The sequence below is a fragment of the Pontivivens nitratireducens genome (assembly GCF_011290545.1).
GTDB classification, from domain to species: domain Bacteria; phylum Pseudomonadota; class Alphaproteobacteria; order Rhodobacterales; family Rhodobacteraceae; genus Pontivivens; species Pontivivens nitratireducens.
Genome location: NZ_CP049813.1, coordinates 72,911 through 89,902 on the forward strand (window position 1 = coordinate 72,911; position 16,992 = coordinate 89,902).

Sequence of the window (16,992 nt, forward strand, 5' to 3'; positions counted from 1 at the left end):
CTACTCCACCAGTCCCATCTGCCACAGCTTCAGCCGCGTCCAGTCGCGGATCGGGCGCGACCAGATCGCGATCACGCGGCGGTCGGTGTCGATCAGCAGACGGCCCGCCCCCTCCATCCCCGGACGCAGCGCGCTCAAATCACCCGAGGGGGTCGCCTTGACCTCGAACACGGTCTGCCCGTCGCGGTAGCGGGCCACGGGAGTGATCGCCGTGATCTCGAACGGAAAGGTCGTCTCGGGCAGGGCGGTCACGCGCAACTCACCGGTCTGGCCGACCTCGACGTCGCGGATCTGGCGCTCGTCCACATCCAGAATGACGCGGTATTCGCCATCGGGCGCGATGGACAGCAGCGGCTCCCCCCGATCCACGGCGGAGCCTATCGACTGGCTCAGATCGCCTGACACGATCAGACCGTCGAACGGCGCGCGCATCCGCGTTCGCTCCACCTGTTCGTCGATCAGCGCGATCTGCGCGTCCGCCTGTTCGATCTGACTGGCGCGGATCCGGGTTTCGGCGCGGTCGCGCGCGGCGACGGCACTGTCGAACTCGATCTGTTGGCGCGCCCGCGCCGTGACCAGACGCAAGCGTTCCAGCGCCAGTTCCCGATCGTCGAGCCGGACCAGCAGGTCGCCCTGCGCCACACGATCCCCCGGCCTGACGGGGGCCTCCGCCACGAAGCCGTCAAAGGCAGGCGCCACGATGCGCTGCACCGCCCCCTCCACCCGCGCATCCGCGCTAATACGGTAATCGGCGCGCAACAGCCAGAAGGTCGCGACCAGCAGAATCAGAACCGTGACCAGCGCCTTGCGCCCCAGATAGCCCGGCCCCACCAGCCGCGCGAACTGGGTGCGCACCACCTCGCCCGCCTTGGTGATGATCCAGCGATCGGCGCGGCGCTTTTCCTCCAGCACCGGGGCGATAACCGTGGCGACGGCCTCCAGCATGTCCAGTTCGTCCTGCGCGAAGGGATTGTCGGCGGGCCGCTCGAACGTGATAGCCCCGACAAAGGCATCGCGCGCCCATAGCGGCACGGTGAAGATATGGCCCGCCCCCTCTGCCTGCCCCAGTTGGGCATGGGCGCGGGTCGCCATCACGACCTCCGTCTCATCGGGCCACAGAACAGTGGCACGCTGGTCCACCGCCTCATCCATCGCGCCGGCGAGCTGCCGGATCAGGGCCATGCGGCGGGAAAACTGGGCGGAGTGGCTGACCGCTGCGACCCGCGTGCGCCCAAACCGCCGCAGCCCGAGCGAGACCCGATCGCACCCGAACCGCGTGGCAAGGTCGGTGACCGCCGCGCGTGCCGCGGTCGGAAAGGCCTCCCTCTCCGCCACCGTGACGACAGCGTTGAGCGCGTGGACCGCCTGCTCATGCCGCTTCGCGTCTGCACGCGATTGCTCGGCCCGCATCGCGTCGCGCATCCACGCGGCACCCCATTGCAGATTGCGCATCGTGTGGGACAGGATGCCCCTGTCCACGGGTCGCATCTCCAGCCCGACCAGCCCCAGAACGGTTCCGTCAACCTCCAGCGGGACGGCGGCGGCAACGGCCCCGGCCTGTCCTTGCTCAGGCATCCGGCCCCGCACGACCGCCCTGCCCTGATCGTGGGCGGATCTGGCGGCGGAGATCATTTCGGAACCGGGGCTGCGGGCCTCGGGCGTGGTGCCGATCAATACGGGCGATCCGTCGCGCATCAGGAAAACGCTGCAGGCAATCGGGGCGGCGCCGGGCATATCCTCGACCCGGGCCAGCATCAGGGCGGTCCACGCCGTGGCCGCATCGTGCAACCCCTCCGCCGTGACCAGCGCCCGCCAGGGGCTCTCGACCCCCTCCGCGATGCGGGTCTCGGCGGTCACGGCTCGTCGGCGCTCAGCGGACCGTGCCGCGTCTCGTATTCGCGCAGCACACCGGTCAGGATCGAATTGAGCCTTTTGGCCGCATGCGGTGTCAAGATCATACGGTTAGTCAGATCGACACGCACATTCGACCCCTCCCCCAGATTCCAGGTCCGATTGGTGCCAAAGAACAGCTCGATCTGTTCGAGCGTGCCCTGAATGTTGACGACATTGGCGAAATTGGTCGCCATGTCGTCATCGTTCCAGTCAACCGTGCCGGCGGAAGTGCCTTCGTTCATCGCTTCGTTCGCTCCCTGCGTTGCGACGCCACCGTAACGCCCGCCGCGACGAGGGCAACACCCCCCATCGTATCCTCGATCAGCCAATCCGCATCGTCGAGGTCCGGGGTCTCCTCCACCGGGGGGGCATCGGCGCGGGGCGCGTCCTCACCGCTGACGATCCACAAACCACCCATGTCATCGACATAGGCGAACAGGGTGCCGTCGCTGTCAAAGAATTCCAGCGCGACCTCCGCCCCACCATTGGTCGGCTGAACCGGGGTGTGCGTCGCCTCGAAGCGGCCAGTCTCCTCGTTGAAGACATAGGCGGGAACCGCCCCGTCCTCCCGCGTGTCGAGGGTGATATGCGCCAGTGGACCGCGCTCGATGACGGTTTCACCGGACAGCCCGCCGATAACCTCACCACCCTGCGCGCCGCAGGTCGCCATCAGCCCCGGATCCGCCGCGCAAATCGCATCGCTCAGCGCATCGAGGCGCGTGCCTTCGACCTCCGGTGTGGCGTACAGCAGGTCACGGCTAAGGCCGAGGTCTAGCGCGCCGAAGCCTGAGAGCCGCTCCAGCCCGATCTCCGCGAAGGCAGTGGCCCCCATCGCAGGCTCGACCATCGGCATCAGATCGTCATAGCGGGCCTGAGCCCTGCCCTCGACCGGTGCGACTGGTTGCGTGCTTGGGCCGTTGAACGACAAACGCACCATCCCCTCGGGCAGCGGATCGATATAGTCGGTCAGAGTGCTGGCCACGAACACGAAGTCCACATCGCGCCGGTCGGCCAGACGCTCCGTGCTGTCCGCCATGAAGATGCTGTCCGCCTCGACAGCCCCGCCGAGGATCGCGCGGCCCGCGCCCATGATCAGGCCCTGACCCGCGCGTGCCCCTGCATCTGCGTCGGCTATGAACTGCCCCTCATCGCCCAGAATGATGTCCGCGCCGGTTCCCGTGTCGATCAGATCGACGCCGGTGCCGCCCACGACCAGGTCGTCACCTGCCCCGACATAGATCAGGTCGCCGCCGCCCAGCCCGTTCGCCGTCACACCGGCGAAGCGGACAGCCCAGCCACCCACGGCGTCGGTCGTGCGCAGCGAGACCGTTCCCGCATCACCGATCACCAGATCGCCCAGATCGGCGGCGCTGTTGCCATGCGCCTCGATATAGTCGTCGCCCATGCCGCCGATGATGATATCCGCACCCGATCCGGTGACGATCACGTCCTTCGTACCCAGCGTCTCATCTATGCTCGAGACAAGTTGCAAGGCGATGGGCACCGCATTCGCCGCAACGACACCGCTGCCGCCCCGTGCCCGGCCGTTGTCGCCCAGGATCACGTTGTCACCACCCCCGGCGGAGATGTTGTCCTCACCCAGACCACCGATAATCAGGTCCGCGCCATCCCCGGTCAGCACCTGATCGTTTCCGGCCCCGGTCGTGCCGCGCGATTGCGCGTCGGTGACGATATAGCGGCCATCCACGCCCAGTGTCCGCAGGCGCAGAATGCCGGCATCCGCCAGAACCACGTTGGACGCATCGCCCGCCGCCGTCGCATAGAGCTGCAAGACATCCGCCCCGGCCCCGCCGATCACAATATCCGCGCCATCGCCGGCGGTGACGTAATCCGCCCCGCCCAGCGAGACCTGATCGCTGACCGCCATGCTCAACCGGATCGGTGCGTTTCCGGCACCCGGTATTCCTGTCGCCTCACCCACCAGCGCGCCGGCATCGGCAAGCGCGATGTTGTCACCCGCGCCCAGGTTGATCTCATCCCCGCCAACGCCGCCGATCACCAGATCGGAGCCGCCCATGGTCATGATGACGTCACCGCCACCCGTCTGCGGTGCGAGGGACTGCATCAGCGTCACGATGTAATCGCCGTCTGCCTCCAACGCGCGAACCTGGATACGGCCCTCATCACCCAGAACGATATCGGCCATGTCGGCGGCGGAATAGCCGGTGATGATCCGGTCGCCATCCGCGCCCCCGATGACGATGTCACGCCCCTCACCGGTGATGATCTGGTCCGCGCCACCGATCGTGAAGTCGGTGCTGCGCGCCTCGACCAGCGCGATGGAGGCGCTGCCCGAATAGACCGTATCGGTCAGGCTACCGGTCAGGACGCCGCTGTCGCCGATGGCGATGTTGTCGCCCGCGCCCAGGTCCAGTTCATCCACATCGGCGCCGCCGATCACGATGTCCGATCCGGCCCCGGTCTGGATGATATCCGCCCCGCCGCGATCCGCATTCACCGTCGCGATCTCGCTCAGGATATAACGCCCGCTCCCGGTCAGGGCGCGGAAATCGAGCACAGCATTGTCACCCACGACGATGTTCGCCCCCCCGTCCGAGACCACCTCGTCCGAGTTTGAACCGCCCACCACGATATCCGAGCCGGAGCCGGTGGTGATTGTGTCCGATCCGGCATTCGCCACATCGCCGGTCACGATCCGCACCAGCGAGATCGGAGCCGCCCCCCCGCCGAGGGTCTGTGTCAGGCTGCCGGTCAAGGTACCGGTATCGCCCAGCACGATGTTGTCGCCCTCACCCGCCGTCACGTCGTCGGAACCCGCGCCACCGATCACGATGTCCGCGCCGCCCTTCGTCACGATCACGTCGTTGCCGCCGACCGCATCGTCAAAACTGGCCGCCATGTTCAGAATATAAACCCCACCGACCGAGGCTTCACGCAATGTCAGCACGGCATTGTCGCCCGCGACGATATCGCCCTTGTAGCTGCCGCCTCCATCGGTCGAGATGAACGCATCGTCGCCCGATCCCATGATGACGATATCCGCCCCGGCACCCGCCGTGATGATATCGTTGCCCGCCAGCGAACTGCGACGGCTCTCTGCCCGCTCCAACCGGATCGGGGCGGCACCGGACAGTGGATCGAGCGTGGTGGAGCCAGTCAGAACGCCCGCGTCACCGATGGCGATGTTGTCACCCTCACCCAGTTGGATCGTATCCTGACGCGCGCCGCCCAGAACGATATCGCCGCCTGCGCCGGTGGTGATCTCATCCACACCACCGACGGTTTCGTCCGTGGTTTCGGCGAAGGTCAGGATCGGGCGGGCGTCCGTTGCGATGTCCGTGCGGAACACCAACCGGGCATAGTCGCCCGCGACGATATCCCCCGCGTCCGAGGTTGCGCCGTCGCCATCCGTCAGGATCCGGTCGGAACCCAGACCGCCCATCACGATGTCGTAGCCGCTGCCGCCTGTCAGAACGTCCGCGCCGCCTGCGGCCACATCCGTTCCCACGATGGAGGCCAGCGCCATCGGCAGACCTGCCGTCGGGGTCACGCCCGCAGCCCCCTCGATCCGGGCATAGTCCCCGATCACGATGTTGGTGCCGTTGCCCGCCGTCAAGCGGTCGTCGCCCGCGCCGCCCATCAGAATGTCCGCAGCACTGCCGCCGAACAGGAAGTCCTCGCCGCCGATCGTGACCGCCAGGCCACCGATCGCCACCGCGTAGGCCCCGTCGAAATCGACATAGCCGTGATCGCCGAACGCGATGTTCGCATCCGCACCGACATCGATGCGGTCCGCGCCCTTGCCACCCATGACGATATCCGCACCCTCGTTGCCCGCGACGGTATCGTCACCGCCAAAGTCAAAGGTGCGGCTTTCCACGCGGCTGACATTGCCGGTCGTACCCAGGCGCAGCGTTCCGGCCAGCTGATGGATGTAGCCATAGTCGGCCAGGATGATATCCGCGCCCGTGCCGCCATCGATGCTGTCATCGCCCGGCGCGCGGGTGTCGGCGCTGTCGAATTCCGGCGTCATGTTGACGGAATTATCCACGATCAATTCGCGGCTCAGAACTTCGACGCGGAAACCTGCATCGCCGTAGATGTGGTCGTTGCCGCCCTGCCCGTCGATCCGGTCATCGCCCGAACCGCCCGCGATATGGTCGCCCCCTTGCGAACCCGTGATGGTGTCGTCCCCGACCCCGCCATAGATCGTCAGTCCCGCGCTCTGCACGCCGCTCGCATCAATGACATCCGCGAAGTCGTTGGCATCGTAGCCCACCCCGCCATTGACCGCGTCGAAGCTGAGAGCGTTGCCATTCACGGCGCCGCCCTCCCAATTATAGCGCGCGCCGTCCGTGTCGGTGTCGCCATAGACCACGAACAGCGTGTCCGCGGTAATGTCGTTGACGGTGATCCGGTCGGACCCACCGCCGCCGTGCAGCAGTGTGATCGCCGGTGCCGTCACCCCGTCCGCCGTGGCGTTCGAGCCGTCGACGGTGAACTGATCGTTGCCCTGACCCAGCAGAACCTCGGTCACTTCGATCTGCTGGAAGCTGACGCCGCGATCATAGGTCTTGAAGATCGGCGCATCCGGCGTGCCCTCGTTAAAGGTCAGCGTCCCCGTGCCCATGCCCAGTCCGTTGACCAGCGTGCGCGAGATTCCGTTCGCATCGACGATATTGCGCATGAAGCCGGAATCCACCGCCACCGAGGTGTCGTTGTGGATGAAGACACGGTCGGTCTGCTGCGTCTCGTCGATCACCACGTTGATGTCGAGAGGCCCGCTGTCACGCTCCGTCGGCAGCATCACGGCATGGCGGATCTCACGCCCCGTGGTCGGGCCGCCGTCGATGATCAGCGGTCCCGCGATCTTGGAGGTGGTGTGCGGCTCGGTCGCGAACACCTTGGTCACATAGCTCAGGCTGTCGGGGACGAAGTCCGGGTCCGCCTCCAGCGTGACCGTGACCTCCTGATCCCAATTGTCCGTGGTGAACGTCACCTGCGCGACCGTGGTGTCGAGCGTGGCGGCCCCGGTTTCCGTGGCGACGGTCATGCCGCCGGCCAGTTCGATTCGGCTGCCGTCCTGCACGATCGCGCCGATCGCATAGGCGCCGTTATTATCCGCCGTGCCCGTCACGTCGAAGTTCTGACCGATGGCGAAACCGTCGGTGCGGAAATCCCCGCCATCCGTGCGCACGATATAATCCGGCCCGTCCGTCACGTGCACGAACTGCAACGCCCCGCTAAACAGCGCCAGCTGGTTCAGCACGACACGCCCGCCCGCGACGACCCGCGTCTGGCCGTCATCCGCGATGTTGATCACGACATCCTGTGTCGGCGCCTTGGTCAGACGCATGGTGTAGGTATCGGTCTCTCCGGCTTGATCGATGATCAGAGTGTCGCCATTGCTCTCGCGCACGATAACGCCCGCGCTGTCCCCGTCCGAAACCGTCACATCCAGGAAGCTTTCGGTCGTGGTGTCATAGACACCGCCCGAGGTGGTCACGGCGTGGGTGATCCGAATGCCCTCGCTGTTCTCGACGATGCCGTCCGCCTTGGCCGTTACGGTGACGGTCTGTGCCTGATCCCAGTTCGACGCGTCGAAGCTGAGCACCCGCTTGGAATAGGTCAGATCGCCGGAATTGCTGTCATCGGTCAACGTGACCGTCACCACCTCACCCGGATTGGGCTGACGTGTCAGGCGAATGTCGTAGGTGTCCGTGATTTCGGAGCCTGAGACGCCCTCGTGCAGATAGGTGTCGGTGCCGGTCTGCGTGATCAGCAGTTCCGGCTTGTCATCGTCCAGCACGGTGACTTCCGCATTCTCAACCTGCGCCTGATCGAAGTTCGCGTCCTCGGACTGCACGCCATGGCTGATCTGGACCAGCTTCTGACCCTCCTGCGCCGCGTCCTGCGCCGCCTCGACCCTGACGGTCTGCGCGACGTTCCAGTTGCTGGCGTCGAAGGTCAGGACGATGGCATCGGCATAATCGCTGCCGTTCGAGGACACGCGCACGCTGTCCGCGATGCCGCCGGTGGCGGTGACATCCGCCGCCAGAACTTCATCCCCGCCGCCGAACACACCTTCGACCGTGATGGTCGTCGCCGTGATGCCGGTGATGCGATAGGTGCCGTCATTGTCCAGATCCGTGGTGCCGCCCAGCGTGATCGAGTGATGATCCGCGAAGCCGTCCGCGATCCAGCTGCCCGAGGTCCGGGTGATCGTCTGCCCGCTGATCGACAGCCCGGGTGTGCCGGTGATGGAAGGCACCGCCAGATCGCGATCCTGCAATGAGGCGCGACCGGCCGAAACCGTCACGTAAACCGCGGCGGTCGGCGCAGCGGCCAGAACCACGGTATAGACGTCGCTCCCCCCGGCCTCATCCACGGTCAACTCACCCGGTGTCGTGCCGGTATCGTTGGAAATCACCACCTGACCCTTGTTCGGATCCGCGATGGTCGTTCCCAGACCGGCGATGAAGACACCGTCATAGCTATCGTCGGCCGACACGCCCTGATGGTTGATCAATCCCGACCGCCCGTCGATGTCGGAGGAGATGATCCGCTCCGTCACGTCACCCGCAACGGTGAACGTATCCGATCCCAGACCGCCGATCACGCTGGTAACCGCGAAGGCGCTGGTGGACAGGATGAAGAAATTGTCGTCCCCCTCCAGCCCGTCGATCTCGATCGCTTCCTCCGCGCCGGAGACCGAGATGTTCAGCCCCGCACCGAACACGCCCTCGGATGTGATCACGAAGTTGTCAGCTTCCTCGGTGCCCAGAACGATCACCCGGTCGAAGCCTGCGCCGCCGTCGATATCGACAGGCGCATTGACGTTGTACTGGATATTGTCGTCGCCGACTCCGCCGCGCACCTCGACCAGATTGTCGGCGGTCCCCGACCCGTCCCCTTGCAGGACGAAGGCACGCACGATGAAGATGTCGTTGCCGTCCTCGCCCTCCAGCTTCAGCTTTGCCTTGTTGGAATAGACGGTGAACGTATCCGCGCCCTCACCCCCCTTGGCGTTGGTGGCGAAGCGGATGCCCTTGGACAGCCAGCCGCGCGTGGTCAGCAGCGCGTCGATATCATCGCCCGCCGCAATGCCGTTGTCGGCAAAGAACTCATGGCTGGGCTTGTTGCCGAAGATCTGGCCGAACTGGAACTGATCGTCGCCCTTGCCGCCATCCATCGTCATCATCGTGGCATTGTCGTCAGAGATGAACGTATCGTCGCCATCATGCCCGAACAACGTCAGACGCCCGTTCAGCGAGGTGTCGTAGTTGATCCGCTCCACCGATTGCGGGCGGTCGCTGGCATTGTTGCGGATCTGATCCTCGGTCCCGTGCATCAGCGCGGCGAAGTTGCCACGGCTGAGGAAGATATCCGCCTCCGCCGTGCCGTCGATCTGCATGGTGTCGGCGCCATCGTTTGCGGCCCCGCTGTCATGCACGTCGATGATGTAATCCTTGGCACCCGCCGCCCCGGTGATCGAACCCCAGGTTTGCAGGAAGATATCGTCGGAGCCGACGCCGCCGTCGATCAGCAGGCTGTCGCCATCCGCTTGCGCATCCAGACGCACGATCTCGATCCGGTCGTCGCCGGTCTCGCCCTCGATGCTGGCGATCCCGTCAAAGGCTGCGGGGTCGAGCAGCCACAGCATGTCGTCGTCCTCGCCCAGATCAATGTCGATGCGCGTGGCATCCCAGCTCGCGCTTTCAATCCGCAGCTGATCGCGGTCGTCGGTGCCTGTGACGCCCCGCTCGCCCGTGTCGATGGTCACGGCGTCCACCGCCGTCACGCTGCCCCGCAGGAAGGTCACGAAATCGCGGCCTGATGCGGTCAGCAGGACGATATCGTCACCCGCGCTCAGCGTGGCATCGGTAAAGGTGATCCGCCCCTCACCGTCCGAGGTGCGGATATCCAGATCACGACCGGCCAGAATCCGACCGTTGCCGGTGACGTTCAGAACCGTCTTGCCCGCGCCCTGATCGTTGATCCGCACATCGCGCACCGCACTGAACAGGCCATCATTGTTGACGGTATCCGTCGCGCCGTCGCCCTCACCCATGGTGATGTTCACATCACCGCTGACAGTGGTGGAGACGACGGAGTCCAGATCGAAGGTATAGGTGTCATCGCCAGCACGCCCGTCGATCTCGACATAATTGCCGCCGGTAATCGTGGCGTTCACCAGATCCAGCGTTCCGACCCCGTCGGACAGTTCCAGATTGACCCGGTCGCCCGCGCTGATCGTGCTGTTGCGCATATCAATATCGGTGGTGCCCGCATCGCGGTCCCAGATCACGACCTGTGTGCCCGCACTGATCAGCGTGTCGGTCAGCGCGACCGTCTCGGCCGCCCCGTCATTCACACCCAGATCGACGCGAACCTCATCCGTCACACTGCGCAGCACCGCATCGGCCTCCGCCGTGCCCGTCACCGTCAGGCTGTCGTCGCCCGCATCCAGATACATCCGCAGCGATGTCTGGGCGCTGATCGTACCGGTGTTCACCACGCTATCCGTGCCCGTTGCACCCTCGTAGAGCACGAAGCCCTCCGTCGATTGGATCGTGCCGGAATTGTCGAAGGCGGTGGTGCCGCTGCCGGTGTTCGCGATGCTGACCGAGGTCTTGCCGGTAATCACGCCCATGACGGTCAGGCTTTCGTCACCCGCATCATCCGCGCCGAAGTCGATATCGACCACCGCGTCCACGCTGCCGCTATTGGTCGCGATCAGCGCGCCCGTTTGCGCAACCGTCACCGCGTCAGAGCCTTCGCCCGCGTCCAGTTCGAACCGCTCGCTGGCTGTCATCGCTCCGTCCAGCAGCACCGTATCGTCGCCATCGCCCAGGATGAACTCGATCAGGCTGCCCGAGGAGATTCCGCCGGTAATTGTATAGGTCGAGGTATCGCCCGCCCCATCATCATTGATGCTGACGGTGGTCGCGGCACTGATCTGACCCAGAACAGTCAGGCTTTCCGCCTCACTGTCGCCCTGCCCCAGATCAATCGTGACGGAGGCCGCGACCGAGGTCACCGTTCCACTGACGGAGGTCACGTCATCCGCGCCCGCGGCGGTGTGCAATGTCACCTCGTCCTGCGCCTGCAACGATCCCTCGAACCGGATCAGATCCGCCCCGTCCGAGGTGTCGATATCCAGCACGGTGCCCGCGATCAGCGCGCCCTGCGCCGTCAGCGTGGTCCGGCCCGCGCCGGTATCGCTGATGGTCAGGCTGGTCGCTGCCTGAACGGTTCCGCCCAGCGTCACCGTTTCCGCGCCGCTGTCCGCCGCGCCGAGATCGATCAGAACCTGCGCCCCGGTGCTGGTCACGGTCGCACCCGTCACCGTCGTGACCTGATCGCCACCGCGCGCGGTGTTGATGGTCAGGGCCGCCGCCGATTGCAGCGCCCCCTCGAACCGCAGCATGTCCGCCCCGTCCGAGGTCAGAACGCTCAACGTTCCGCCCGATATCATGGATCCGCCGACCGTCAGGCTGCTCGAACCGGCGCCCGTATCGGTCACGGTCAGATCGGTGGCGGCGTTGATCGCACCGCCCAGCGAAACGACCTCCGCACCGCTGTCATCCGCGCCCAGGTCGATCAGGACATTCGCCGTCGTGCTGGTGATTGTCGCGCCGTCGATGGAATCCACCGCATCCGAGCCTGCATTCGTGTCGAGCGTAAGCGTGCCCGCCGCGCTCAGCGATCCGGCGAAGTCGATATCATCCGCCCCGTCCGAGGTCACAATCGTCAGGGTCGTGCCCGCGCTGACCGATCCGCCGGCGTTCAGCGTGGTCTGGCCCGCGCCGGTATCGCTGATGGTGATCGCGGTGCTCGCGGTCGTGGTGCCGCCCAGGATCAGGCTTTCCGTGCCGCTGTCCGCCGCGCCCAGATCAATGGTGATCAAACTGCCGGTTGAGGTCATGGCCCCCCCGGTCGAGACGGAATCCGAGCCTGCATTCGTGTCGATCAGGATCGCCCCGCTCGCCGTGATGCTGCCGCCCATCGTGACGGTATCGTCCCCGTCCGAAGTGGTAAGCGTGATGGTCGCCGCGCTCATGTCGCCCGTCACGCCGAAGGCCGTGCGCCCCGCGCCGGTATCGGTGACGTGCAACGCATTGCCAGCCTCCAGCGTGCCGCCAAAGGTCGCGGCATCGGTCGCCGCGTCCCCGACACCCAGATCGATGGTCAGGTCGTTCTCCGCCCGCACACGCCCGGCAATGTCGATGCTGTCCGACCCGGTGGCCGACAGAATGGTGATATCCGTCTTGGCCCACAGCGAATAGAGCTGCGAGGTGTCCGCCACCGCGCCCGCCGTGGTCGTCGTCGCCGTGCCGCCCGCGACGGTCACGACCGCCTCACCCGCGTCCAGCGCACCGATTGCCGCCATGGTGATGGCATCGTCCGCCGCGTTCGAGGTAATCTGGATCCCGCCGATTTCCGCAATGACCTGACCGGCCATCGTGATGTCGCCGCCAAAGGCATCGGCATCGTCGTAATCCGCCTCGATCGTGATGGACGCGCCGGTGATCAGCGATCCCGCCTCCGTCACCACATCGTCGCCCGCACGGATCAGAACCGTGCCCGTGACGTCGATATGAACCCCCGACTTCAACGTGAAGGTATCATTGCCGTCCGACGCGGTTTCCGTGGCGAGGAATTGCGCATTTCCGGCGACGGATACGTCCGCGCTGATCGTTACCGGGCTTTCGGTGGTGATCACCGCGTCGCCCGCCGTCTGCAACGCAAAGCCGGAGTTGATGACGTCAACCGACAGCGCGCCGTCATTGGTCAGCCAGACGCCGCCATTGACCGACAGACCCTGCAAGGTGCCGACCTTGGTATACAGCGCCTTGGACGCCGATCCGATATGCCCGGTGGCCGACAGATAAGCCCGCCCGCCCTTGACGTTGGACACGCCGACCCCGGCCGCGTTCAGGATCGCGCCGGAGGTCGCGACGATGAAGGCGGTCTTGCCCAGATCGGTTTCCAGGGTGGCCACATTGATGTCGCCCACCGCCTCCCGGATGTATTGGTTCTGACCGGATTTGGTCGTCACGGTCCCGGTTCCCGCCGCATTGCCGCGGTTGGAGTCGATCTCGATGTCGTTGCCCGCCAGACCGATGAAGCCCAGCGTCGATTCCAGCAGGATCGAGCCGCCCGCGCTGACATCGACCGCCGCCAGACCGCCCGCATCCGCGCTGTCCGGATCGGACACATCCACCAGATCGACCGCATCCGCAATCGAGCCCACGGCCCTGATCTCGATATTGCCGATCGCGTAGGCATTGCGCAGGTTCAGCGTGCTCTCAGTCTCCAACACCACGATGTCGCCGCCGCCCGCGTGCAACGTCACGAGGCCGTCACCCGTCGCGTAGAATTCCAGCGCATTGGCAACCGAGCCGATGGCCCCGCCAGCCTCGATGCTGATGTTTCGGGCCTGGATGTTCGCGAACTCCGTCCCGACGCCGTCAATGACGGATCCGTCCACCACCAGATCGAAATCGCCGGAGCGTGAATAGATCGTGCCGAGGCTCAGATCGCCGTCCACTTCCGTGATCGCGATATCATTCGCCGCGCGCGCCGTCAGGCTGCCGATGGTGGAGGTATTGATATAGATGCGGCCCGTATCGGTGTTCGCACCGATGGCCCCGCCGCCGGATTCCAGAACGATATCATCGCCCGAGACATTGGTCGCCCCGGCCACACCCAGCGCGTTCACGATATTGCCCGCCGTCTTGACCCGCAGATCGCCGTCCACGGTGATGACGTTCAGCTTCACGTCCTTTTCCGAGCCGAGGAAGGTCTCCCCCCCCGCTGTCACCTTCAGTATGCCGCCCGCGTTGAGGTCGAAATCCTCACGCTCCTGCACCTGAACTGCGAACAGATCGACCCATTGGCCAACCACGACATCGGCGCCGCCGGTGGCCTCGTCATGCAATGGCCGCGTCGCGATATCCACCAACGTCGTGCCGTCCACCTGCACCTGACCGAAGGTCATGGTGGAACCATCGGCGGAAATTCCACTGACGATCAGCAGGTTGTCCTTGTCCCCCACATTGGTGGAGCCGACGAAGGTCTGCTCCTCCAGCGCGGTCATGGCGACCTGATCCTGAATCAGGATCTTGTCCCCGATCTCGAAGTCGCTGAACGTGCCCGCCGCCGATTGGATCGCGGTGCCGGAATTCACCACACTGATATTCGTCACAGCGCTGATGCCGCGCGGGTCCAGGCTGACGCCCGAGACATGTACCGACTGGGCGGATTCCGCCTGTGCGAAGGTTTCGGTGAAGGTGATCGTCTGACGATCGCCCGACACGCTGGCAATGGTGTAGAGCTTGCCATCCTCGGTCGCGTTGGCGGTCGTCCCCTCGATCTGGATACGCTGCCCGACGCGGAATGCGGCATCCCATGTTCCGCTGCTGCGGGTCATGTCAGCGCCCGCGAAATCGACCGTGGCGGCGACACGCTCGGTCGTCAGGAAATACATGTCGTCCCGCTCCGCCGAGGCCAGCGTCAGGCGGTCATCCTCGCTCAACGCGCCCGAGGTCAGGGTGATCAGAACCTGACCCCCGGTCCGCCCGATGGTGCCGTTCGCCACATCCAGCGTAACGGCGGCGCCGACAATGTTGTCCGCCTCAATGGTGCTCTGCGTGTCGGTGACGGGTTTCAGCAACCCGGCACCTACCGCGTTGACCAGTTCATCCTCGGTCCAGACCTTGATGGAGGCGTCGATCCGGTCGGATTCCGCCTGTGTCAGCGCGACACGGTAGGTCATTTCATATGTCGTCGTCAGTCCACCGTAAGTGGCGTGCAGATCGCGGAACTGTTCGGTGCGGCTGGCGCGCAGGGCCGCGACACCGTCAGCGACCTTCGCCGCGACCTCCACATCCGTCAGATCGGGTTCCGCCGCGCGGATCTCATCCTCGAACTGCTGCTCCAGATAGGCTTGCTCGGACACGTTGAGCGTGATGAGCGCCGCCGCGTCGTAATTCGCCTCCCCCGGGATCAGAACGGTGTAATCGTCCTGCACCGAACGCCATGCCCAATAGGTGGCATATTGATCCGTCTTGCTCTGGATCAGTTCATCCTTGGCGGCCTGAACCTTCTCCGCCGCGGCGGTGCCGGTCAGTGAGGCCGCGCCCCATGCGCCGCGCAGTTCCTCGATGGCGCGTTCGTCGCGGGTTTCCGTGCGGTTGCCGTCCAGCAGATCGCCATTGTTGACCGCAACGTAGACGTCGCCGCCCGCGCTGATCGCGTTCACACGCAGGTCGCCCGCGACCTCCGTCACGTAGACGCCGTCATTCGCGGTGACGTTCAGCAGGCTGGTGACCAGATCGCCGGTATCCACATTGATCCGCGTGGCCGAGGATCCGACCGCGCCGGAGGTGGAGATCATCGTGACCGATCCGCCCGTCACCCGGTTGTTGCCGTCAAAGCCGAGGATCGAGCCTGTCGCCCGCAGCGTCACCAGACCACCGCCGGTGATCGTGCCGACTGTCATGTCGCCGGTCACTTCCAGAATCGAGATGTCGCCCGAGGAGGTCACGTCCAGACGCGATCCCGCCACACCATCGGCGAGGCTGGTCAGAAACGCCCCGGTGGCGGACCCCACGCCAGCCGTTCCGGTCAGCGAGATCACCTTGCCATTGACCGTCGGACCGCTGCCCCCCGCCGAACCCAGCGTCGTCAGCGTTCCGGTGGTGCGCAGCGTCGTGGTGCCGGTGTCGTTGCGGATCAGGCCGCCGACGATCAGGTCGGAATCGCCCGCGTCGATGGTGATGTTCGCGGCATCGTTGTGAATGAACTCGATGGCGATGTCGCGCGATGCGTTCACATCGTGGTTGTGCAGCGTGAACTTGCCGAACAGCTCGGTCCATTCCTGATAATAGGTCTTCTTGCCGTACCAGGTGGAGGTGGTCCATTTCTTGGTCAGCTTCGCGGGAACATCCAGATCGGGATCGTCCTGAACGATGGCGGAATAGGCGTAATCCGACGCATCGCCCGCCCGCTTGAAGAAGTAGTTCGAGTTCGGCAGCAGTTCCGAGCTGAGCGTTGTCGGCCCCTCGACGATGTTGCTGGGGCTGGGATCCTGCGCCAGAAAGTCGATGCCCAGCCACCCCGATTTGCCGAAGCGATAGATGACCTTGGTCTGCTCGCTCTGCCCGATGGTGAAGCCATAGCGGTAATCCTCCGACGTGTCGAAGGTCGTGCTGTTGCCGTTGCCCAGATCATGCACGCTGGTGGCATTCGTCACCGTGTCGGTGGTGGTATATTCCAGCGTGCCGTCGGCCAGCTTCTTGTAGATGTAGGCGTTGCGGATGATATCGCCGTCGCCCGACTGGTTGCGGGTCTTGTCCTTGATGACGATCTCGCCCTGACCACGGGTCGCACCGTCGATGCCCTTGACCACGATGTCGATGGCATCGCCCAGGTTCATGTTGTTGATGACCTCGACCTGCGGATACCCCGAATAGGCGCGCAATACGCCCGATCCGGTGCTGACCACGTTGCCGCTCATCTCGATCCGGCCCCCGGCCGGTTCCAGCGCCTCGATGGACAGAACACCCGTCACGCGGTTGTACAGCAGCAGGAAGTCGGAATTGCTGCTGCGGATTTCGGTCACCACGGCCGTGGCGTTCAGGATCTGCTGGCGCTCGCTGGCCCCCAGCGTCACCTTGAAGTCCGCCTTGCCCGCCTGCACCAGACCGGCGACGTTGATGTATTCACCCGAAACGTTGACCCGCTCCGCCTGGATCGAGCCGCGGCTGCCATCGGTCAGCGTGTTGCCGATGGAGGATGCGTTGCCCGCACTCTCCCCCGTGCCGCCGGGTGTCAGGCCCACGATCTCCCCATAGGGATCGCCGCCCAGATAGGCCGCGTATTTCGCGTTGATGCTGATGGTGCCGGTCGCGACGATATCCGCGAATTGCGACAGGATATCGCCCGTCTGGCTGATCGAGGCCCCCGGCGAGCGGTCGTTGAAGATGCCGACGATGCCACGCCGGTTGACGATATCGCCCTGGATCAGAACGTCCTGCGGCGGCAGCGCGTCGTCGCCGTAGAATCCGGGATAGGCTGCCTCCCGCGTCGCCTTGATCGCCCGCACGTCAT

General features: G+C 65.1%; 3 protein-coding genes (1 of these 3 running past the window's edge). All 3 read right to left on the reverse strand.

The features are described 5' to 3' along the window. Tightly spaced (each overlapping or abutting the next), the 3 genes in view from G8E03_RS15350 to G8E03_RS15360 form a layout consistent with a single transcriptional unit that may run on beyond the window. A complete protein-coding gene (locus G8E03_RS15350) occupies nucleotides 1–1,857 on the reverse strand; it encodes a GAF domain-containing protein (RefSeq protein ID WP_166194584.1) in 1,857 nt (618 codons plus the stop codon). Beyond that, nucleotides 1,854–2,135 carry a DUF3467 domain-containing protein gene (locus G8E03_RS15355; protein WP_166194590.1) on the reverse strand — a complete coding sequence of 94 codons (282 nt, stop codon included), beginning with the start codon at nucleotides 2,133–2,135 and terminating at the stop codon, nucleotides 1,854–1,856. The genes G8E03_RS15350 and G8E03_RS15355 overlap by 4 nt, the downstream gene beginning before the upstream one ends. After that, nucleotides 2,132–16,992, reverse strand: partial view of an LEPR-XLL domain-containing protein gene (locus G8E03_RS15360; protein WP_205793450.1) — the final stretch only. 16,951 nt of this gene lie beyond the right edge of the window; only the last 14,861 of its 31,812 coding nucleotides appear in the window; its start codon lies off the right edge, out of view; its stop codon occupies nucleotides 2,132–2,134. The genes G8E03_RS15355 and G8E03_RS15360 overlap by 4 nt, the downstream gene beginning before the upstream one ends.

What these genes read in the sequence shown, in the direction of transcription:
- G8E03_RS15355 (WP_166194590.1), bottom strand. Translation starts at nt 2,135, where the DNA reads ATGAACGAAGGCACTTCCGCCGGCACGGTTGACTGGAACGATGACGAC.